The organism is Aeromonas sp. R5-1, assembly GCF_040908265.1.
Taxonomy (GTDB): Bacteria; Pseudomonadota; Gammaproteobacteria; order Enterobacterales; family Aeromonadaceae; genus Aeromonas; species Aeromonas caviae.
Window position 1 is genome coordinate 88,822 of the sequence record NZ_JBFODJ010000013.1, and the last position, 20,011, is coordinate 108,832.

The following is a 20,011-nucleotide window of genomic DNA, read 5'->3' on the forward strand; positions in this document are numbered from 1 at the left end:
GAACCGGCATAAAACTGGTCATATGGATGCAACAGACGACGAGACGCCGTCAGTTGCCATCGGCAAACTCGGCCAGCACATTCGCCAGCGGCAACGGGCGCACCATGCGAACGTCTGCCAGTTGGTCACTGAAATCGGCAACAAGTTCCGTCAACAACCGGGTGGCAGTGGCAAAATCGTATATTTTTTCGGCACTTATGCCTTGTTCCACCAACCACTGGCATAGTACCCCAGCCTGCGCGTCGGCATCACTGTCAGATCCGCTCTCGACCAATTGCAACAATTCGGGTAAGAGACGGGCCAGATCGGTCTGGCGCAGCAGGGCGGGCACCCGAGTCAGGATCATGGTGTCGCGTCCCCCGCTTTTCAACTCCAGCCCCATGCGTTTGAGCAGACGTTCCCGCTCCTCCACCAGGGCGACCAGGTTTTTCGGCAGCTTGAAGGAGACCGGCAGCAACAGAGGCTGGGCCGCCAGCCCCTGGCCCCAGGCATCCAGCAGCCAGTGGCGCAACAACAGACGCTCGGCGCGCACCAGGGAGAGCAGCGCCAGCTGCCCCTGACGCTCCATCAGCAGATAGGCCTGCTCGACCAGGCTCAGGGCGCGCCACTCCCCCGTTCGGGCTGGCGTCTCGACGGCACCGCTCTCGGCTACGGGCTGGGATGCCGGCATCGCCACCTCGGGCAGGGTGGTGAGCAAGGCGCCCATGCCTCGCATCGCGGCCCGGCTCGGGGGTTCGGGAGGCTGGTAGTGTCCTCCCCTGCCACCACCGCCTTCCCGCACGCCGTCGCCATCTCGTGCAGGGGCAGGAGCCCGATAGCCGTGTTCGGCACCGTACCACTCGGTGCGCGGCGCCTGACCCGGATAGGTGATCTCCGGGCTGCCCGGCAGCTCGACCTGGGTCTCGGCCAGGGGTTCATCGGTGGCGCTCCCTGCTCCGTCCTGGCGCAGGGCGGTAAACAGCGCCTGGAAGATAAAATCGTGGATGAGACGCGCCTGATGGAAACGCACTTCGTGCTTGGCCGGATGGACGTTGACGTCCACCTGGCGGGGATCCAGCTCGATATAAAGCACATAGGCCGCGAAGCGATCGGCGGGCAGCAGCTCGTCATAGGCCTGGCGGATGGCGTGATTGATGAGCTTGTCCCGCATCATGCGGCCATTGACATAAGTGTATTGCAGGTCGTTCTGCGGCCTGGCCCCTGCCGGAGTGGCCAGCCAGCCCCACAACCGCACGTCGCTGTGTTCGCTCGATACCGCCAGGGCATGGTGCATGAAGGGGGAGCCGCAGACGGCGGCAAGGCGGCGCTCCTGCTCCGCCACCGTGTTGGCCGCCTTGTACTGGCGCACCACTTTGCCGTTGTGACGCAGGATCAGGGTGGCGTCGAAGCGGGAGAGCGCGATGCGGCGCACCAGTTCGTCGATGTGGGCAAATTCGGTCTTTTCGCTGCGCATGAACTTGCGCCGCGCCGGGGTGTTGAAGAAGAGATCCACCACCTCCACCGTGGTGCCCACCGGGTGGGCCGCCGGCTTGACGGTGACGCTCATCTCACGCCCTTCCGCCTGGGCCTGCCAGGCCTCGCTCTGCTCTGCCGTACGGGAGGTGAAGGTGAGGCGGGAGACGGAGCTGATGGAGGCGAGCGCCTCCCCGCGAAAGCCCAGGCTGTTGATCCCTTCCAGATCGTCCAGGGTCGCCACCTTGGAGGTGGCGTGGCGCGACAGCGCCAGCACCAGCTCATCCCTGGCGACACCGCAGCCGTTGTCACGAATGCGGATAAGCTTGGCGCCTCCCTTGTCGATGTCGATCTCGACCCGGTCAGCCCCCGCATCCAGGCTGTTTTCCACCAGCTCCTTGACCACGGAGGAGGGCCGCTCCACCACCTCACCGGCAGCAATCTGGTTGGCCAGAATCGGCGGCAATATACGGATTGGCATCGCTTGCTCCTGCAGATGAAAAAGGGGAAGAGGTGGACCTGGCGCCATCAATGCTCACCGCCCCTCCCTGCCATCGGCAGAGAAGGGCGGCGTTCTTCACCCGCGCTATTTTCGCGGAATATAGAGCACCTGCCCTATCTGGATGTCCCGCGACTTAAGCTTGTTGATCTCCACCAGTCGCGCCTGACTCACCCCATGTTTCTCGGCGAGCCGGGAGAGACTCTGACCACGGGTGACCACGTGGCGGATCATGTTGGACTTGTCGTTGCTCTGCACGCTGGCTACCGGCGCACTCGGCTCCTGGGCTGCGACCTTGTAAGGTTTGATCACGCCGGCACCGGAGGCGCTGCCGACGCTGCTGACCGGGGCGCCGCCCTCACCGACGCGATAGGGCTCGCTCGCCGGCATCCGGTTGGTCACGACCTGCTGCGTTGGCTGGGCAGCCGGCTTGCTGACAGCGACCGGCTTGTTGGCAGGCGCCTGACGCGGCGGGGCAGCAACCTGGCCCTTGCCGGTGAGCATGGGCCCCTTGGTCGGATGACTGCGGTAATAGTTGCGGATCCCCTCGAAGATGGCCCGGGCCAGCTGATCCTGATAGCTGGCGGTGGCCAGCAGCTTCTCCTCGGCGTGGTTCGAGATAAAGCCCGTCTCCACCAGTACCGAGGGGATGTCCGGCGCCTTCAGCACCGCCAGACTCGCATGTTCCGGCGCCTTCTTGTGCAATCTGGCCACCCGCCCGAGCGAGCGCAGGATCTGGCGGCTGACGTCATAGCCTTCGGCCCTGGACTTGTCCATGGAGAGATCCAGGAAGGTCTGCGCCAGATAGGGGTTGGGATCAGACTCGGCCAATACCTTGCCAACGCCTCCCAGCAGTTCCCCCTGTTTCTCCTGCTTCTCGAGCCAGCTACCCATCTCGCGGTTGGCGCGGTTGGTCGACAGCACCCAGACGGAGGCGCCGCGCGGGGTCGAGTTGTGGAAGCTGTCGGCATGCACTGACACCAGCAGGTCTGCCTTGGCCTTGCGGGCAATCTCGGAGCGTTTGTTGAGATCGACGAAGTAGTCGCCACGGCGGGTCAGCACGGCGCGCATGCCGGGCTCCCGGTCGATGAGGGTCGCCAGCTTCTGGGAGACCGCCAGGGTCACCCGTTTCTCGTAGGTGCGGCGCGGGCCGATGGAGCCCGGGTCTTCCCCGCCGTGACCAGGATCGATGGCGATGACGATGGCCTTGCCGTGCCCCCCGACGGGAGCGGGCTGCGCCGCAGCGCTCCCCTTCTCTTCATAGGGAAGATCGATCACCAGACGGTGGCCATAGGGACCTGCCGGCGCCAGCGGGAAGACCACCGGCTTGATGGCAGAGCCGAGATCCAGCACCAGTCGCAGGCCGCCCTTCTCCAGCGGCGTGCTCTCGCGGATCTTGCGCACCAGCTCGCTCTTGTTCTCGATGCGGGCCAGGTTGGTGGCGTTGCTCGCCCCTTTCAGGTCGATGACCAGACGGTTCGGACCGGTCAGGGTGAAGTAGTTGAAATTGGGGGCGCTGCTCATGTCGAGCACCACCCGGGTGTTGTCCGGTGATGGCCACACCCGCACACTCTTGAGCTGATTGGCCCAGGTGGGCAATGCCATCAGGGAGAGAACAAAAACAAGGATCACGCGCACTGAGATGACAACCGTTCCAGAATGGCTTCGCCGATAGCAGTGCGGGCATCAATCTGCACCGCGCGCTGCTCGTTTGCATAACTCAGGGTGATCTCGAGATCCGGGGCTGGCAGCCAGCCCTCGCCCTTCTCTGGCCACTCCACCAGGCAGAGGGTATCGGCGGCGAAATAGTCGCGAATGCCCATGAACTCCAGCTCTTCCGGGTCGGCCAGTCGATAGAGATCGAAGTGATAGACCTGCCACTGGGCAAGCTCATAGGGCTCCACCAGGGTATAGGTCGGACTCTTGACCTTGCCCTCATGACCCAGTCCCTGCACCCAGCCTCGGGTCAGGGTGGTTTTGCCGGCCCCGAGGGCACCGTGCAGAAATACCGTGGTGGCCTGTTGGCACGCCTTTGCCAGACGGCCACCCAGCGCCACTGTTGCTGCCTCGTCCGGCAGTGTCATCATCAACGTTTTTGCCATGTTCTTCTTGTTACTTGTTACTGTGTCGGATTGACCAGACGACGGATCCAGGGCAGCAGATCCGATGCCAGCATGCCCCTCTCACCCTCGGCAGCGGCCAGATCGGCGGCCTCTGCGTGGATCACGGCCCCGAGTCGGGTGGCCATGCCCGCAGACCAGCCCTGAGCCAGAAGGGCGGCGATTATACCAGACAAGAGGTCACCCATGCCGCCACTGGCCATGCCGGGGTTGCCCTCGTCGCACAGGGAAATGCGCCTGCCGTCGCAGATGAGCGACCCCGCCCCCTTGAGCAACACCACACCACCGTAGCGCTGTTGCAGTCGCGAGACGGCCGCAAACCTGTCCCCCTCGACCTCGGCGATGGAGCAACCCAGCAGGCGAGCCGCCTCCCCGGGGTGGGGCGTGAGCACCCAATTATCCTGATGACGGGGGGCCTGCGCCAGCCAATTCAATCCATCGGCGTCCAATACCAGTGGCACGGCGGCTCCGATGCCCTGTTCGAACCGGTCCCGGCCCCACTCATCCTGACCGAGCCCGGGGCCCAGTACCTGCACCGATGCCCACCCTTCATCCATGTCCGCCGGGCATCCCATCAGCTCGGGTTGAACCAGGCTGGCCGCAGGGCAATCCGGGTGCTGGCGCAGGCGTACCAATCCCGCCCCCGCCCGCAGACAGGCCTGACCCGCCAGCAGGATGGCCCCCTGCATCCCGAGGTTCCCCCCCGTCAGCAGTACCTTGCCGCTGTGTCCCTTGTGAGCCGAGCGCCTGCGCGGGGTCAGCAACCCCTTGAGGCTGGGATAATCGATCCGCTCGGCAGCGGGAACCCGTTCCTCCCCCGGCGTCACTCCCAGGGGATCCCGGTCGAGGTGGCCGACTCCGTCCACCCCGTCGGCGGTGAGCATGCCCTGCTTGATGCCGATGAAAGTGAGGGTGCGGGTGGCACGCACCAGTGCGCCCATGGCGCGGCCGGTGTCGGCATGGAGACCGGAGGGGAGATCCACCGCCAGCACGGGCGCGTTCAAGCCATTGATTGTTGCGACGATCTTTGTCATTGACGAGGAGAGGGGAAGCTGGACGCCGGTACCGAGCAGTGCGTCTATGACCAGATCCGGCGGCGGCAGCGTGGCGGGCAGCAGATCCTCGGCCATGGTCACGCTCCCCCCCGATGCGAGCCACTCTTCGGCAGCCCGCCTGGCATCTCCCCTCAGCAGGCCGGGAGCCCGGGCGGCAATCACCAGAGGTTCGAGGCCGATGCGCCGGGCAAGGCGGGCCAGCACGTAGCCATCCCCACCGTTGTTGCCAGGGCCGACGAAGATCCACCACTGACGGCTGTCGGGCCAGTGGTGACAGGCATAGTTGCACAGCGCATTCCCGGCCCGCTCCATCAGCACATAGAGGGGCAACCCCTCCTGCTCGGCCCAGCGCCGTTCCATGCTGCGGATCTGCTCGGCCCGCCACAGGGGTTGTGCTAGACTCTCCCACTCATTTTTGCGGATAGCGTCCCCGAACACCTCTACCATGACGGCCCCCACGTTTCATCATCCCATGACCCGGCAACTGGCACGCCATATTGCCGCCCTGCGCCTGCCACACTCCTACAGGCAGAGGGGGGATGCTGCATGACGGCTGCCGAACTTGCGCAACTGGCCCACGATATCAAGCTCTGGGCAAGGGAGCTAGGATTTGACCAGGTCGGCATCGCCGACACCGACCTCACCCTGGAAGAGCCAAGGTTGCAGGCCTGGCTGGATGCCGGTTATCACGGGACCATGGACTACATGGCGCGCCACGGCATGATGAGGGCCCGCCCCCACGAGCTGTTGCCGGGCACCTTGCGGGTCATCTCGGTGCGGATGAACTACCTCCCGTTCGAGGCGGGCTTTGCCGCCACCCTGCGCAATCCCACCCTCGGCTACATCAGCCGCTATGCCCTCGGCCGCGACTACCACAAGGTGCTGCGCAACCGGCTCAAACAGTTGGGGGAGCGCATCGAGCTGCGGTGCGAAACCCTGTTGCAGGCGGCGGGACAAACCCTGGGCGAGTGGCGCCCCTTCGTCGACTCGGCCCCTATTCTGGAAAGGCCGCTAGCGGCCAAGGCGGGCCTTGGCTGGGTGGGCAAGCACTCGCTGCTGATCAACGAGTCCGCCGGCTCCTTCTTCTTTCTGGGAGAATTGCTCATCGCCCTGCCGCTGCCCGTGGATACCCCGGTGGAGAAGGAGCTGTGTGGCAAGTGCGTGGCCTGCATCAATATCTGCCCCACCGGTGCCATCATCGCCCCCTATGTGGTAGACGGACGGCGCTGCATCTCCTATCTCACCATCGAGAACGACGGCCCCATTCCCGAGGAGTTCAGGCCGCTCATGGGCAATCGCATCTATGGCTGTGACGACTGCCAGCTCATCTGCCCCTGGAACCGCTATGCCAATGCCAGCCCGGAGCCCGACTTCAGCCCCCGCCCCAATCTGCACCGCCCGCCCCTCTTGACCTTGTGGGGCTGGAGCGAGGCCGAGTTTCTCAAGCACACGGAAGGCAGCCCCATCCGCCGCATCGGCTATCAGCGCTGGCGCCGCAACCTGGCGGTGGCCCTTGGCAACGGACCGGCCAGCAGCGAGGTCCTGGCCGCCCTGCAACAGGCGCTGCCTGAGGCGGCGCCCATGGTGGCCGAGCATATCGAGTGGGCGCTGGCGACCCTGGCCAGGCGTCAGCAGGAAGAGAATAAAAAGACGCGATTGCTGATCCGCTGCATCGAAAAAGGTCTGCCGGATCACGCATAAGTGATCTGGCCCTTGCCGGATCGCAGCCATTTTTTCATGCTCTGCCGACCATTGAACATCGGCACAATAAAAGGAAGATTCTGATGCAGATGCTGGGAGTAGATATTGGGGGGTCCGGGATCAAGGGCTGCCTGGTCGACACCGAAACCGGGGAGCTGATTGGCGAACGCCACCGCATCGCCACACCGCAACCGGCAACCCCGGCCGCCGTGGCACACACCCTCAAGGCGCTGGTCGAACACTTCCAATGGAAGGGTCCCGTGGGGTGCGGTTTTCCCGCCACCATCCACAACGGCATCGCCAAGAATGCCTCCAACATCGACAAGAGCTGGATTGAGACCGATGCCGCCCACCTGTTTGCCGATGTGACCGGCCTGCCCTGCCATGTCCTGAACGACGCCGATGCGGCCGGTCTGGCGGAGATGCGCTTTGGCACCGGGCAGGATCGCCAGGGCGTCATCATTCTCATCACCGTCGGCACCGGCATCGGTACCGCCGTCTTCGTCAATGGTCAGTTGCTGCCCAATACCGAGCTGGGTCACCTGATGCTGGAAGGCATGGTGGCCGAACACTATTGCTCCGATGCGGTGCGCAAGCGCGAGGATCTTTCCTGGGGCCGCTGGGGCAAACGTTTCAACAAATACCTGGCTCGCCTGGAGTTTCTGTTCTCCCCCGACCTCTTCATCCTGGGGGGCGGCAGCGCCGCCAAGCTCGACAAGTTCATCGACAAGATTGAGACCCGGGCTCCCCTGGTGGCGGCCGCGAACCTCAACCAGGCCGGCATCATAGGCGCCGCCCTCTATGGCGCGGCCCGGCAAGGGGGCTGACCGCCAGCAACATCAGAAGACCCGGCCCGTGCCGGGTCTCTCTCATCCGGGCTCAGAGATCGTCGAGGCGATGAGCACCGTGTACCAGACGGGTCAGGCGGGATTGGGCCATGGAGGCCAGGGCTTTCAGCAGCGCCGCCGTGTCGGGCGTGGGGCACTCCCGGGCCAGACGTTCCAGCTCGCCGATGAGCCTCTCCTCCTGGCGTGACACCAGGGCCACTATCTCCGCGGGCTGGGTTGTGGCGGGCAGCGCCAGACGATCCCCCTCGGCCAGCAGATCCTCGCCAAACCCCTGATCCAGCCAGGTCTCCTTCACCGCGCTGCCCATCTGCTCGCGATAATCGTGCAGATGAGCCGCCGCGGCATCCTCCCGCCCTTGCAGATAGGCCAGCAACATTCTGCTGCGCTCAGCATCCACCCGGGGGATCTGGCGCCCGTAAATGTGCCCTTGCCGATGATGAAGCTCCTCGAGATAGAGCATCAGGTCCTTGATCTGTTGGAATCGCATCTCGCCTCCCTCCTGGCATCCACCTGCAGCCAGTATAGGGAGCTGGCATGTCGACACGGCCACAAACTGGTCATTTATTGTTCTGCATCAAGGAGATGGAAAAGAAAGCAGGAAAAGAGACGGCAGGAGGAAGGGGAAACCGGCAGCGAGACTGCCCGGACAACCGGGCACCTTGTCCGAAGGGGAGGCATCAAATCGACGACATAAAAGATATTTACCAGCTTATATTCGGACTAGAGTCATCAAATCGGAATCTAATATTGATGCTGGTGGTGATACCTCCACACCATAGTCAAATGGCGGGAATCCTTATCCATTTTTTAGACGTCTAGACGTAAAAACATGCGTTGACACAGCCATCCGGACATCTTAGCATCATCCTCCATGATGACAGAGCTACCCAGTGAAACCTCTGCCCAATTTACCCGCCTGTAGCGCCCTGTGCTTTAAGGCTGTTAGCACGGAAGAATCCATGATTAAGTTGATCGGTCTCAACAAAGTCTACGGTAAAGGCAGTGATGCCGTGCACGCCCTGCGTGACGTGAGCCTGCATGTGCCCCAAGGCAAGATCTTCGGGGTGATCGGTGCCTCCGGTGCCGGCAAGAGTACCCTCATCCGCTGCGTCAACCTGCTGGAGCGCCCCACCGAGGGGCAGGTCATCGTCGATGGCCAGGACCTGGTCGCCCTCAGCGAGCGGGATCTGACTCAGGCTCGCCGCCAGATCGGCATGATCTTCCAGCACTTCAACCTGCTGGCCTCTCGCACCGTCTCCGCCAACATCGCCTTCCCGCTGGAACTGGCGGGCTGGAGCAAGGACAAGATCCAGAGCCGGGTCAGCGAACTGCTGGCCCTGGTCGGGCTGGAAGCCCGTGCCCACGCCTATCCGTCCGAGCTCTCCGGCGGGCAGAAGCAGCGCGTCGCCATCGCCCGTGCCCTGGCACCGGCTCCCAAGGTCCTGCTGTGCGACGAGGCCACCTCGGCCCTCGACCCCCAGACCACCCGCTCGATCCTGACCCTGCTCAAGGAGATCAACGTCAAGCTGGGGCTCACCATACTGCTCATCACCCACGAAATGGACGTGGTGAAGGGGATCTGCGACGAAGTGGCCATCATCAGCGACGGCCGTCTCATCGAGCAGGGGGAAGTGGCCTGGTTCTTCAGCAATGCCAAGACCCAGCTGGCCCGGGATTTCATCCACTCCACCATCCACCTGGAAGTGCCCCAAGAGTATCAGGATCGGATGAGTAGCGACCGGGTGCCCGGCAGCTATCCCCTGGTGAAGCTCGGCTTTACCGGGACCACGGTGGATTCGCCGCTGATTTCCGAGGCGAGCCGCCGTTTCAACATCGACATCAGCATCCTGAGCGCAGACATCGAATACGCCGGTGGCGTCAAGTTCGGCTTCCTGCTGGCGGAACTGTTCGGGGACGAGGCCCAGTGCGAGGCCACCCAGCAGTTCCTCATCGACAACCACATTCAGCTGGAGGTAATGGGTTATGTCCGAAGCAATGATTAATCTGCTGATTTCGGCTCTGGGCGACACCCTCATCATGGTGTTTGCCTCCGCCCTGTTCGGCTGCCTGCTCGGCCTGCCGCTCGGCGTGGCGCTGCACGTGACCAAGGCGGGCCAGATCCTGGCCAATCCGCTGCTCAACAAGGTCCTGGGCGTCATCGTCAACGTCGGTCGCTCGGTGCCCTTCATCATTCTGCTGGTCGCCATCATTCCGTTGACCCGCTTCATCGTCGGCACCAGCATCGGCACCATCGCCGCCATCGTGCCGCTGACCGTGGGCTGCATTCCCTTCATCGCCCGCCTGGTGGAAGGGGCCCTGATGGAGGTGCCTGACGGCCTGCTGGAAGCGGCCAAGGCCATGGGGGCCAAGCCCCTGCAAATCATCGCCAAGGTGCTGCTGCCCGAGGCCCTGCCGGGGATCCTCAACAGCGTCATCATCACCCTCGTCACCCTGGTGAACTACTCCGCCATGGCAGGTGCCATCGGAGGCGGTGGTCTCGGTGATGTGGGTATTCGCTACGGCTACCAGCGTTTCGATCCCACCGTCATGCTGGTCACCGTGGTCATTCTGGTGGTGCTGGTTCAACTCATCCAGAGCGCGGGTGAGCGCCTGGTCAAACAATGTGATCATCGTTAATCGTCGATTTCTGACAGGAGGTTTTTATGAAATTGGGCATCAAATCCGCAGCAGCTGCGCTGCTGGCAACCCTGGTACTGGTCGGCTGCGGCCAGAAGGAAGAGAACAAGACCCTGAAGGTGGGCGCCATCGCCGGTCCCGAGACCGAGCTGGTTGAGACCGCGGCCAAGGTTGCCAAGGAAAAATACGGCCTGACCGTCGAAGTGGTCACCTTCTCCGACTACGTCACCCCGAACGTGGCCCTGAACGACGGCAGCGTCGACGTCAACGCCTTCCAGCACAAGCCCTACCTGGATGCCCAGATCCGTGATCGCGGCTTCAAGCTGGTGCCGGTCGGCAACACCTTCGTCTACCCGATCGCCGGTTACTCCAAGAAGGTCAAGGCCCTGTCCGAGCTGAAAGACGGTGCCCAGATCGCGGTGCCGAACGATCCGACCAACCTGGGTCGTTCCCTGATCCTGCTGGAGAAGCAGGGCCTGCTGAAGCTGAAAGAGGGTGCCGGTCTGGAAGCGACCGTACTGGACATCGCCAGCAACCCGCGCAACTTCAAGATCGTCGAGCTGGAAGCCGCACAACTGCCGCGCTCCCTGGAAGACGTGGATCTGGCCATCATCAACAACACCTTCGCCGGTCAGATTGGTCTGACCCCGACCGAGAACGGCCTGTTTGTCGAAGACAAGGAGTCCCCCTACGTCAACCTGATCGTTGCTCGCGAGAACAACAAGGACGACGAGAAGGTCAAGGAGTTCGTCCAGTCCTTCCAGACCGACGAGGTCTTCAAGAAGGGGACCGAGCTGTTCAAGGGCGGTCTGGTGAAAGGTTGGTAATCACTCACTCTGGAAAAAAGGCCACGTCAAGCGTGGCCTTTTTTTTTACCCCCGTTATCATAGCCACAAGCACGGCAACACGAAAAACAGAACAACAATGAAGAAATGGTATCTGGCCTACTGCAAACCCAAGGAAGAGGCCCGCGCCCGCGCCCATCTGGCAGCCCAGGGCGTTGAATCCTATTACCCCATGGTCGAGATTGAAAAACTGCGGCGAGGCAAGCGCGTGCCCCAGCGCGAGCCCATGTTCCCCAACTATCTCTTCATCTACGTGGATCTGGAAGAGGTCACCCCGGTCACCCTGAAATCGACCCGGGGCATCAGTCGCATCATCCACTTCGGCAAGGAGTGGACCCCCGTCAGCAGCCAGCTGATCTACCGGCTCATGAGCCGGGACGACAGCGACGAGGCGCGCGCCAGCTATGCCCGCCTGCCGACCCAGGGAGACAAGGTACTTATCGAATCCGGCCCCCTCGCCGGGTTTGAAGCCATCTATCTGGAACCGGATGGCGAAAAGCGGGCCATCCTGCTGGTCAACCTGCTCAACCAGGAGACCTGCAGCAGCTTCGAAAACCAGGCCTTCCGCCGCCTGGAGTGACCCGTCCTGCCGGCAGAAAGAGCCACAGGGCAGTACACAAGACACCATCCCCCAGCTTCCGAACGGTCAGGACCGCACCTGCGGCGTGCATCCTTCCACCACCAGGTTTTCGGGCCGAAAAAAACGGGGCAGACCCAGAGGTCTGCCCCGTTTTTCTCTCACTTGCGTCAGGCATCCAGTTCGAAGCGGCTGATGGCCGATGTCAGTCTCCCGGTCTCCCGGGTCAGGCGGGCGGCGATCTGCTCCCCCTGCTGGCCATGCTCGCTGGACTGATGGCTGAGCCCGGCAATCTCCTCCACCGTGCCCGCCACCTCCTGCGCCGCCCTTGACTGCTGCTCGGTGGCGGTGGCGATGGCGGCAAGCTGGCCGCTGAGATCCTGCACCAGCGTCGCCATCGACTCCAGGGTCTCGGTCACCGAGGCCACGGCGCCGCGCCCCTGCTCCACCAGCAGGGTGCCGCTGCCCACGGTATCCGCGGTCTCCCGGGTCTGCTGCTGGATGCTGGCAATGGTCTGGTTGATCTCCATGGTCGATGCGCTGGTGCGGCTGGCCAACTGCCTCACTTCATCGGCCACCACGGCAAATCCCCGTCCCTGCTCACCGGCCCGCGCCGCCTCGATGGCCGCATTGAGTGCCAGCAGATTGGTCTGTTCGGCGATGGTGGCGATCACTTCGGTGACCCTCCCCACTTGCTCGCTCTGGCTGCTGAGCTGCGTCATCGCCTGGTTTGCCTGGGCAATCATGGCACCAATCTGCGCCATGGTGGTCCCCATACGGGCGAGGGCCTGCTCCCCCTCCCTTGCCTGTTGCTCGGTCTGGCGAGCCGCTCCCGCCGCGTCCGCAATGTTGCCCGCCACATCCCGGGTACTGACCGACATCTGCTCGATGGCGGCTGCCACCGCATCGAGCCGCTGATTCTGGCTCGCCAGATCATCCACGATGGCATTGGTGGTCTGGCCCACCTCGCGGCCAGCCCCTTCCACCTGACCGACCGCCCCCTGGATCTCCCCCACCAGCTCGCGCAACTGTGCCGACATCCGATTGATGGAGCCCGTGAGCCCTCCCAGCTCATCCTGACGAAGCACGGGCAAGGGGGTGACGGGGAGGCGGCCATCGGCCACCAGGCCCGCCCGTTTCACCAGGCTGGCGATGTCCCGGGTCAGGCGCCGGCTGAACAGCAGGGCCACCAGGGTGCCCAGTAGGATGACGCTGGTGGTGGCCAGCAGCAGGGTGCGGTGAATGGCCTGACTGGCGGCCGCCATCTCCCCCGCCATCTTGTCCACCTCGGCACGGGTATGGGTCACCTGGGTCGCCAGCTGATCCGCCAGCCGGGTCAGGGCGGGCTCTATCTCGGTGGCCATCAGGTGGTTGGCCCTGTCCCAGTCCGGGGCCTGGCGCTTCTCGATCACCTGGCCGACCAGCTCGGCAAAGGGGGTTGACATCTCTTCAAAGAGCGTCCAGAGCCCCTTTTGTGCCTCGGTGAAGTTGGCCTCTTGCTGTTTCAGCTCGGCCACCCGCTGCTGGTGAAACTGGTAGTAGTCCCGGTACTTGTCCAGGTACTCCTTCTCCCCCGAGATGAGGAAATCCCGCAGGGCGGAGAGCGCATTGCCCAGGCTGTTGTAGGCATCCCCCACCTGCTTGAGCAGCAGGCGCCTGTCACCAGGCAACGTCGCCTGGGGCGTCGCCACCTCTTCATTGGCAAAAGACTGCAACTGATCGAGGGCCGACTCCGCCAGGGGGCCGGCCTCCAGCAGCATCAGGGTGTGGGCGGGCAGGTTCTCTTCGGTGTGAGCCAGGGCCCACACCTGTGACTGTGCCCCCTTGAAATCCTTGAGTGCCCGGGTCAGGTCGGGGGTGAAACGCTGGCGATCGATGGCGTGCCAGGCCTCTTCCCACTCCTGCTTGATGCGATCACCCTGTGCCGGATCCTTGCCGAGGATGAGATAGGCCCGCAGGGATGAAACGGTGGCAATCAGGGCTTTCTGGCTCGCCTCGTCCCGCTGCAGGGCGGGCAGGGCCTGGGCCAGCAAGGCATCTTGCGAGCCTTCGATCCGGCCGAGCTGATGATAGACAAGGGCGGAGGAGAGAATGATGAGCAGGTTGATAAAACAGAAGCTCAACAACAACTTGCTTGATATTTTCATGGCCATCCTTGGAATTCGTCGGGCATCCTGCCCGGGATTAGCGTCTGATGAGCGCGGGCAAACGAGCCTGCCAACCCTGATGCCATCCCATCAGCTCCTCGCGGGGCATGGGGCGGGCGGAGAAGAAGCCCTGGCATTGATCGCACCCCAGCTTCGCCAGCAATTGCCAGGTCGCCTCATCTTCGACCCCCTCGGCCACCGATTTCAAGCCCAACTTGCGAGCCAGCTCGATGCTGGACTCGATGATGGCTAGGCGAGAGGGATCTTCATAGCAGCGATCCACGAAGGATCTGTCCAGTTTCAACTCGGTAAAGGGGAGCAGGGCGAGCTGCTGCATGGAGGAGTAGCCGGTCCCGAAATCATCGATGGAGAGGCCAAAACCGTGCATCCGCAAGCGGGTCAGCACCTCCAGCGACTTGCCGAGATCCTTGACGAAGGCGCTCTCGGTCACTTCGAGGGTGATGAGCTCGGGGTTGATGCTCCAGCGCTGGCAGTGACTGAGCAGGGTGTTGCACAGATCCCCCTCGATGAGGGAGGTGGTGGAGAGGTTCATCGACAGGTTCAGGGAGAGCCCGGTCTTCTCCCACAGGTGGCCGTCCCGCAGCGCCTTGCCGATGATCACCTCGGTGAGCGGGTCGATGAGCCCGTTGTGCTCCGCCAGCGGGATGAAACGGGCCGGCGAGATGAGGCCATATTCGGGGTGCTGCCAGCGGGCAAGCGCCTCCATGCCGAGCCACTCCCCGTTGTGAAAACCCACCTTGGGTTGATACCAGGGCAGCAACTGGTCCTGATCCAGCGCCCGGCGCAGCTCATCCAGGGTCAGGTGATAACCATCCTCTTCCTGGCTGCGCACCTGCTGGGGCCGCCAGGCACCGATGAGCTGCGCGATCTGCTGGGGAGACGCGGGTTTCTCGATGCGCCCCAGCACCTGCAGGCCATAGGCCCGGCTCATGCGCAGCACGGCATCGACCACGTCATCCTCCAGGGCGCTGCACAGCACAATGCCGCCGCGGAACCCGCCAAGGGAGAGGCGGCGCAGCAGCGCCATGCCATCCATGCCGGGCATGCGCAGATCGCAGAACAGGATGTCGACCCTGTGGTGCTGGCACTGTGCCAGCGCCTCCTCCCCGTCCTGCGCCTCCAGCAGGTTGCCGTAGCCCAGTCCACGGATCTGGTGCATCAGGGCCTTGCGCTGGAAGTTGTGATCCTCCACCACCATGATCGCCAACTCATGCCGTGCGCTATTCATCGAGCCATAACCCCGTTTCACCTCTGATAGAGTCCATCAATGCCTGTACCGCCCTGGCCAGGTCATCGAGCTTGTCCAGTTGTTTCAATCTGGCCGCCGCCTCCAGCCGGGCCGCCTCCTCTGCCAATGCCTGCTGTCCTACCATGCGCGCGGCCCCCTTGATGCGATGTGCCGTCTCCACCAGCGCCTGGGTATCCTGGCTGGCCAGCGCCAGCCTCATGTCCTCGCCATCCTGCTCGTTGGCGTCCAGGTATTCGCTGGCCATGCTGCGAGCCACCGCCTCATCCCCGAACAGGGTCAACCAGCTTATGCCTGGCAGCTGAACCCTGGCTTGCCGGGGCGCCTCCGAAGCGAGCTGTTCTTCCTGAGTCGGCAACCAGCGTCCCAGGGTCTGGCTCAGGGCATCCAGACTGTAGGGCTTGAACAGCATGTCGTTCATGCCGGCATCACGCATCTGCTGGCTCGCCTCCTCAGAGGTATCGGCCGTCACCCCGATAATGGGAGCACTGTCCCCGGCATCCCGCAAGGCTCGCGTGAGGGCATAGCCATCCATCACCGGCATGTGGCAGTCGGTCAGCAGCAGGGCGAAATCCTGCCCCTGCCAGGCGCGCAGCGCTTCCTCGCCATCTTCCACCACCTCGGATTCAAGCCCCAGGATAGCGAGCTGCCTCGTCAGCAATGCCCGGTTGACGGGGTGATCATCCGCCACCAGCACCCGCCCCCTGAGCTTCTCCCCCTCCATCCCCATCGACTGGCTCGCCTGCTGGTTGAACAGTGACTGGCAGGTTTCCAGCAACAGATCGGGGTAGAGAGACGATTGTCCCAGTCGCCACCAGGCGTCGCCCCCCATGCGCCCCCGCAGGGCCTCATGGGGAGAGAGTACTATGCCCTTGAGGTTCGAACGCTGCAAACAGGCCAGCCAGTCACTGCCAAGGGCCTGCTCCAGGTGATTCTCCTGCGCCAGCAGATGCCCCTCGAGGGGCTGCTGCCAATGGTGTGCCTCCATGCGAACCAGTCTGGCGCCCAGCCTGGCCATCACCGATTCCAGCCCCTCATCCTCCCCAAACCACCACCATACCTGGCCGGTCAGGGGGGGCGCTTCCCACTGGCACTCGGCCAGAGGCAACGTGAAAGTCACGCAGGTGCCCATTCCGGGGGTACTCTCCAGGGTCAGGCTCCCCCCCATTTTCTGGGTGAGTTGATGACAGATGGCAAGCCCGAGCCCGGTGCCGCCAAACCGGCGGTTGGTGTCGGACTCCACCTGCTTGAACGGGATGAAGAGGGTGCGCTGCTGCTCCAGGGCGATGCCTATCCCGGTATCCCGGATCCGGAAGGCCAGCCGGTCGTCTTCATAATCCACCTGGATGGCGATCGCCCCTGCCTCGGTGAACTTCACCGCGTTGTTCAACAGATTGGAGATCACCTGCCCCACCCTTATCCCGTCGATGCAGGCCAGATCCGGCACAGTCTTCCCCCACCGCAGCGTCACGTTGAGTCCCTTGCCATAGGCCAGGGCCGCATGTCCCCGGATGACATCGCAAATCACCGAGGTCAGGCGGCAGTGATGGGGATGCAGTTGCAACTGCCCGGCTTCCATCTTGGAGAAGTCCAGGATGTCGTTCACCAGATAGAGCAGGTGGTTGGTGGAGGTCGAGATATTGCGCAACATGTAGCGCTGATCGTCATCCAGCGGGCTCATTTGCAGCAGCTCCAGCATGCCGTGCATGCCGGAGATGGGAGTGCGAAGCTCATGACTCATGGTGGCGAGGAAGCGGCTGCGCGCCTGGGTCGCCTCCTCCGCCACCCGCCTGGCCTGGCGCAGCTCCAGCTCCTGGCGCTTGAGCTTGGTGATGTCCTGCACCACGCCGTTCAATATGACCCCTTCAAGCCCCTCCTGGTGAACGAAGTGACCACGGATCTGCAAATAGCCCGCCTCCCCCTGGCGCCGGATCTCCACCTCGAGATCCAGCGGCTGCATGCTCAGGGCATGACGATCCACCGTGGCCACGAAGTCCTGGTGCGCCTTGCCTGTCAGCCCCAGGATGGAGGCACCGGTGACCGCCATGCCGGCCTGCTCCTCTTCGACCCCCACCATCTCCCTGACCCCTTGCGAGGTGTAGAGGAAGTGCCCCTTGCCCGGCCCAAGCCAGTGATACTGATAGACCAGACCCGGCATGCTGTCGGTGATCTGGGTCAGCCGGGTCTGCGCCTCCTGGGCCGCAAACCGCGCCTGCTCCAGCTCGGTCACGTCGGTCAGCACGGTCAGGATCCCGAGCCGCTTGTCATCGGGCCCCGCAAAGAGCCGCTTGGTGTAGATCATCTGGTGCAGGCGATCGTCATCAAACCGGATCTCGCCCCGGCCATGAAGCTCCTCTCCGCTCTCCCAGACGCTGGCATCCTCCTCCATCACCCTGGCGCGGATCGACTCGGGTAATCGATCCTGGAGCAACCGCTCATAGGAGCCCGTCAGATTCTCCCCGCCGAGGAACATCTGCCGATACGCCCGGTTCGTCATTGCCACTTCATAGCGCTCGTTGGTCAGCACCACCTGGTTGGGCAGGGCATCCAGCATCATCTGGACAAACACCAGCTGCTCCTCGAGCCGCCGCTCGGCCTCCCGCCGCTGGCTGATCTGGCGGCGCAGCGTCCGGTTCCAGCCCATGAACAGCAAGAGGCAGAGCAGGAAGATGCCGCCGCCAAGGGAGGACCAGAGCAGCACCGTCTTCGGATCCAGTCCCGTCTGTATGGTCAGGGAGAGCCACTTTTTCTCCAGGGCGGAGAGCTCGTCGGGGGGAATGGCGATCAACACCTTGGTGAGGATCTGCTGCAGCATGGGGTCCTGCAACTGGGTCGCCATGGCGATGGGTACCCGCAGGTCGCTGCCGGAGAAGACCACCTGGTAGCGGTCGCTGAATCCCTTTTGCAGCGACTGCTCCAGGGTGGTGGTGCTCATCAGCACATAGTCGACCTTCTGCTGGTCCAGCAGGGGCAGCAATTCGGCATCGCTGGCCACCGGCACGGCGATGGCCCCCACCTCGTTCAGCAAGACCTGCTCCACCGAGCCCCCTACCATGCCCACCCTGTGCCCTTTCAGTGCCCTGGCGGCGGTGAGCTCGGCCATCCCCTGCCTCGCCACGACCACCCGGTTGATCGACGCGTAGTTGGGGGTAAACCGGGCAAACTGCTGACGCTCCGCGGTGGGAGTCATGGCCGGGATGAGATCCAGCTTGCGATCCTGGAAGAGCGCCATGCTCTGGGCCCAGCTCCGAGTCGGCACCAGGGTGAACTGAAGCCCGGCACGCTGGCTCATCAGTGTCAGCAGATCGGCAATGAGCCCCTTGAGCCGCCCCCTGTCGTCCACCTCGCTCATCCCGGGCCAATCCGGGGCAACCCCGTAGCGGATGACCGGATGTGCTTGCAACCACGCCTGCTCCTGCGGATTGAAGACGATCTCCCTGCTCCTTTTCACCAAGGCATAGTCGAGGATGTCCCCCGCCTCCAGAATGGCGCGACGCTCCAAGGGAGAGATGTCCTCGAGGGCCCGCTCCAGCAATCCCTGCAAGACATCATTCCTGGGCGCCACGGCCATGGCGAGGGAGGTATCCCTCATCCAGTCGATCCTGGCCAGCGCCATGCCCGCCATGGCTTGCAGCCTGTTCAGCATGGGCAGCTCGGCCAGGTAGGCATCCGCCTTGCCCTCCTTGAGCATGAAGATCGCCTCGTCCCGGCTGTCGGCCGTGATCAGGTTCGAGATCCCAAGGCGCAGCAGCTCATCGCAGGCGCTGACACCGAAGACGCAGACCCAGCGCACCCCATAGGCCTCCTCCAGGGAGAGGCTCTCCCGCCCCCCCGTCAGCAGCACGGCGCGGGGCAGTGCCATCAGCTCGGAGGTAAATTGCATCTGCAGGGTGCGGGTCGGGCTCGGTGCCACCCCGATCAACATGTCGACCTTGCCATCCAGCAAGGCCTGCTGGACCGCCGCATTGTTGGCATAGGCACGGTAGCGAAGGCTCACCCCCAGCCTGGCTGCAATCTGGGAGGCGAACTCATCCAGGGGGCCGGTGAAGTTGCCGCGCCCATCGGTATAGACATAGGGTGGCCAAGCCGCCGAAGGCATGCCGACGACCAGTTCATCATGGGTGGCAAGCCAGTGCAGTTCGTCCAGGGTGAAGTTGCTCTGGTCCAGTTGCGCCGGCGCAGCCGCAACCATCAGGCTCCAGAAAGCCAGACCACATAGCAAGATGAGACGACAGCAGCGGCGGAACATTATCAACTCCCATACGAAACGGAGGGGGATCATAGAGTGTTTGGCGCAATGTGCGACAACTAAATTGAGACAATGCTCATCAGGAAAGAAAAATGGCAGGCCCAGGCCTGCCATCCACCAGGTCGGGGGCCGGGCCCCCTCCCATCAGGTTATTCGGTTCCCGAGCCGGAAACCGGTTTGAAACTCCCGCTCACGGATGTGGGCGATCTGCACTTCCTTGCCTTCCAGCCCGATGTCTTTGAGCAGGGCAGGTGAAAGATGCAGGTAGCTGACGCGACGCTCCAGCCGGGTGATCCTTTTTTGAACCAGGGTCTCTACGTGGCGCAGCAGGGCGAGTTCGATAGACATAATATTCTCCAGTTGAACGTGCGGTTCCCCCGGAGAGAGGTGATCACCCTGCGGGACAACCGCGGGTGATGAGAAAAGCAGGTGTTACCTGTCCCCTCCACGCGGCAAATAAAGAGCACGAGTCTTCGCGCTGCCAGAGCAGCGATCGAACGCAACGTTGAACATGGAATGTTGCATGGTCGTCTCCTTACCGTGTGAAAGTTGAACAAGTTGCCGCAGTGTAAAAAAACACCGAATTTTACGCAATATCTCTCCCACCCATATGG

General features: G+C 63.3%; 15 protein-coding genes. 6 read left to right on the plus strand and 9 right to left on the minus strand.

Annotation, left to right across the window (positions count from 1 at the left end; genetic code table 11):
• Positions 1 to 49: 49 nt before the first annotated feature.
• The 4 genes from mutL to AB5Y64_RS02170 form a co-directional block, all read right to left on the minus strand.
• Positions 50 to 1,933: a DNA mismatch repair endonuclease MutL gene (mutL, locus tag AB5Y64_RS02155; RefSeq protein ID WP_368203195.1), complete on the minus strand. Its 1,884-nt coding sequence runs from the start codon at positions 1,931 to 1,933 to the stop codon at positions 50 to 52.
• 105 nt (positions 1,934 to 2,038) lie between these two features.
• Positions 2,039 to 3,556 (minus strand): N-acetylmuramoyl-L-alanine amidase, encoded by a 1,518-nt coding sequence (locus AB5Y64_RS02160; RefSeq protein WP_202395083.1) that lies wholly within the window; start codon positions 3,554 to 3,556, stop codon positions 2,039 to 2,041.
• Between the two features lie 23 nt (positions 3,557 to 3,579).
• The gene (tsaE, locus tag AB5Y64_RS02165) at positions 3,580 to 4,053 is read right to left on the minus strand and encodes a tRNA (adenosine(37)-N6)-threonylcarbamoyltransferase complex ATPase subunit type 1 TsaE (protein WP_109111729.1); all 474 of its coding nucleotides are present in this window, start codon (positions 4,051 to 4,053) and stop codon (positions 3,580 to 3,582) included.
• Positions 4,054 to 4,070: 17 nt separating this feature from the next.
• The gene (locus AB5Y64_RS02170) at positions 4,071 to 5,573 is read right to left on the minus strand and encodes an NAD(P)H-hydrate dehydratase (protein ID WP_368203196.1); all 1,503 of its coding nucleotides are present in this window, start codon (positions 5,571 to 5,573) and stop codon (positions 4,071 to 4,073) included.
• Between the two features lie 99 nt (positions 5,574 to 5,672).
• On the opposite strand from AB5Y64_RS02170, the gene queG reads away from it, so the two are divergent.
• A complete protein-coding gene (gene queG, locus AB5Y64_RS02175; protein WP_201890642.1) occupies positions 5,673 to 6,827 on the plus strand; it encodes a tRNA epoxyqueuosine(34) reductase QueG in 1,155 nt (384 codons plus the stop codon).
• 83 nt (positions 6,828 to 6,910) lie between these two features.
• Positions 6,911 to 7,654, plus strand: a complete 744-nt coding sequence (gene ppgK, locus AB5Y64_RS02180) for a polyphosphate--glucose phosphotransferase (RefSeq protein ID WP_010673187.1) — start codon at positions 6,911 to 6,913, stop codon at positions 7,652 to 7,654.
• A 52-nt stretch (positions 7,655 to 7,706) separates the two neighbouring features.
• On the opposite strand, the gene AB5Y64_RS02185 is transcribed toward ppgK, so the two are convergent.
• Positions 7,707 to 8,162 carry a hypothetical protein gene (locus AB5Y64_RS02185; RefSeq protein WP_010673186.1) on the minus strand — a complete coding sequence of 152 codons (456 nt, stop codon included), beginning with the start codon at positions 8,160 to 8,162 and terminating at the stop codon, positions 7,707 to 7,709.
• Between the two features lie 472 nt (positions 8,163 to 8,634).
• Here AB5Y64_RS02185 and metN point away from each other — a divergent pair, with 472 nt between their 5' ends.
• The 4 genes from metN (at position 8,635) to rfaH (ending at position 11,737) form a co-directional block, all read left to right on the plus strand.
• Positions 8,635 to 9,678 (plus strand): methionine ABC transporter ATP-binding protein MetN, encoded by a 1,044-nt coding sequence (gene metN, locus AB5Y64_RS02190; RefSeq protein ID WP_039040957.1) that lies wholly within the window; start codon positions 8,635 to 8,637, stop codon positions 9,676 to 9,678.
• On the plus strand, positions 9,659 to 10,312 hold the full coding sequence (locus AB5Y64_RS02195; protein ID WP_029313844.1) for a methionine ABC transporter permease: 654 nt from the start codon (positions 9,659 to 9,661) through the stop codon (positions 10,310 to 10,312). Before metN ends, AB5Y64_RS02195 begins: the two co-directional genes overlap by 20 nt.
• Before the next feature lie 26 nt (positions 10,313 to 10,338).
• Positions 10,339 to 11,139, plus strand: coding sequence for a methionine ABC transporter substrate-binding lipoprotein MetQ (metQ, locus tag AB5Y64_RS02200; RefSeq protein WP_010673183.1), 801 nt, complete (start codon positions 10,339 to 10,341; stop codon positions 11,137 to 11,139).
• 97 nt (positions 11,140 to 11,236) lie between these two features.
• Positions 11,237 to 11,737: a transcription/translation regulatory transformer protein RfaH gene (gene rfaH / locus AB5Y64_RS02205; RefSeq protein ID WP_010673182.1), complete on the plus strand. Its 501-nt coding sequence runs from the start codon at positions 11,237 to 11,239 to the stop codon at positions 11,735 to 11,737.
• 167 nt (positions 11,738 to 11,904) lie between these two features.
• Here rfaH and AB5Y64_RS02210 read toward each other — a convergent pair whose 3' ends face one another.
• The 4 genes from AB5Y64_RS02210 to AB5Y64_RS02225 all read right to left on the minus strand — a co-directional run bounded on the left by AB5Y64_RS02210 (position 11,905) and on the right by AB5Y64_RS02225 (position 19,745).
• Positions 11,905 to 13,881, minus strand: a complete 1,977-nt coding sequence (locus tag AB5Y64_RS02210) for a methyl-accepting chemotaxis protein (protein WP_368203197.1) — start codon at positions 13,879 to 13,881, stop codon at positions 11,905 to 11,907.
• 37 nt (positions 13,882 to 13,918) lie between these two features.
• A complete protein-coding gene (locus AB5Y64_RS02215) occupies positions 13,919 to 15,130 on the minus strand; it encodes an EAL domain-containing protein (protein WP_041214588.1) in 1,212 nt (403 codons plus the stop codon).
• Complete coding sequence (locus AB5Y64_RS02220) at positions 15,123 to 19,397, minus strand: transporter substrate-binding domain-containing protein (RefSeq protein WP_368203198.1); 4,275 nt, start codon at positions 19,395 to 19,397, stop codon at positions 15,123 to 15,125. Before AB5Y64_RS02220 ends, AB5Y64_RS02215 begins: the two co-directional genes overlap by 8 nt.
• A gap of 144 nt (positions 19,398 to 19,541) precedes the next feature.
• Entirely contained in the window at positions 19,542 to 19,745 is a 204-nt protein-coding gene (locus AB5Y64_RS02225; RefSeq protein WP_041211124.1) for a hypothetical protein, read from the minus strand.
• Positions 19,746 to 20,011 lie beyond the last annotated feature (266 nt).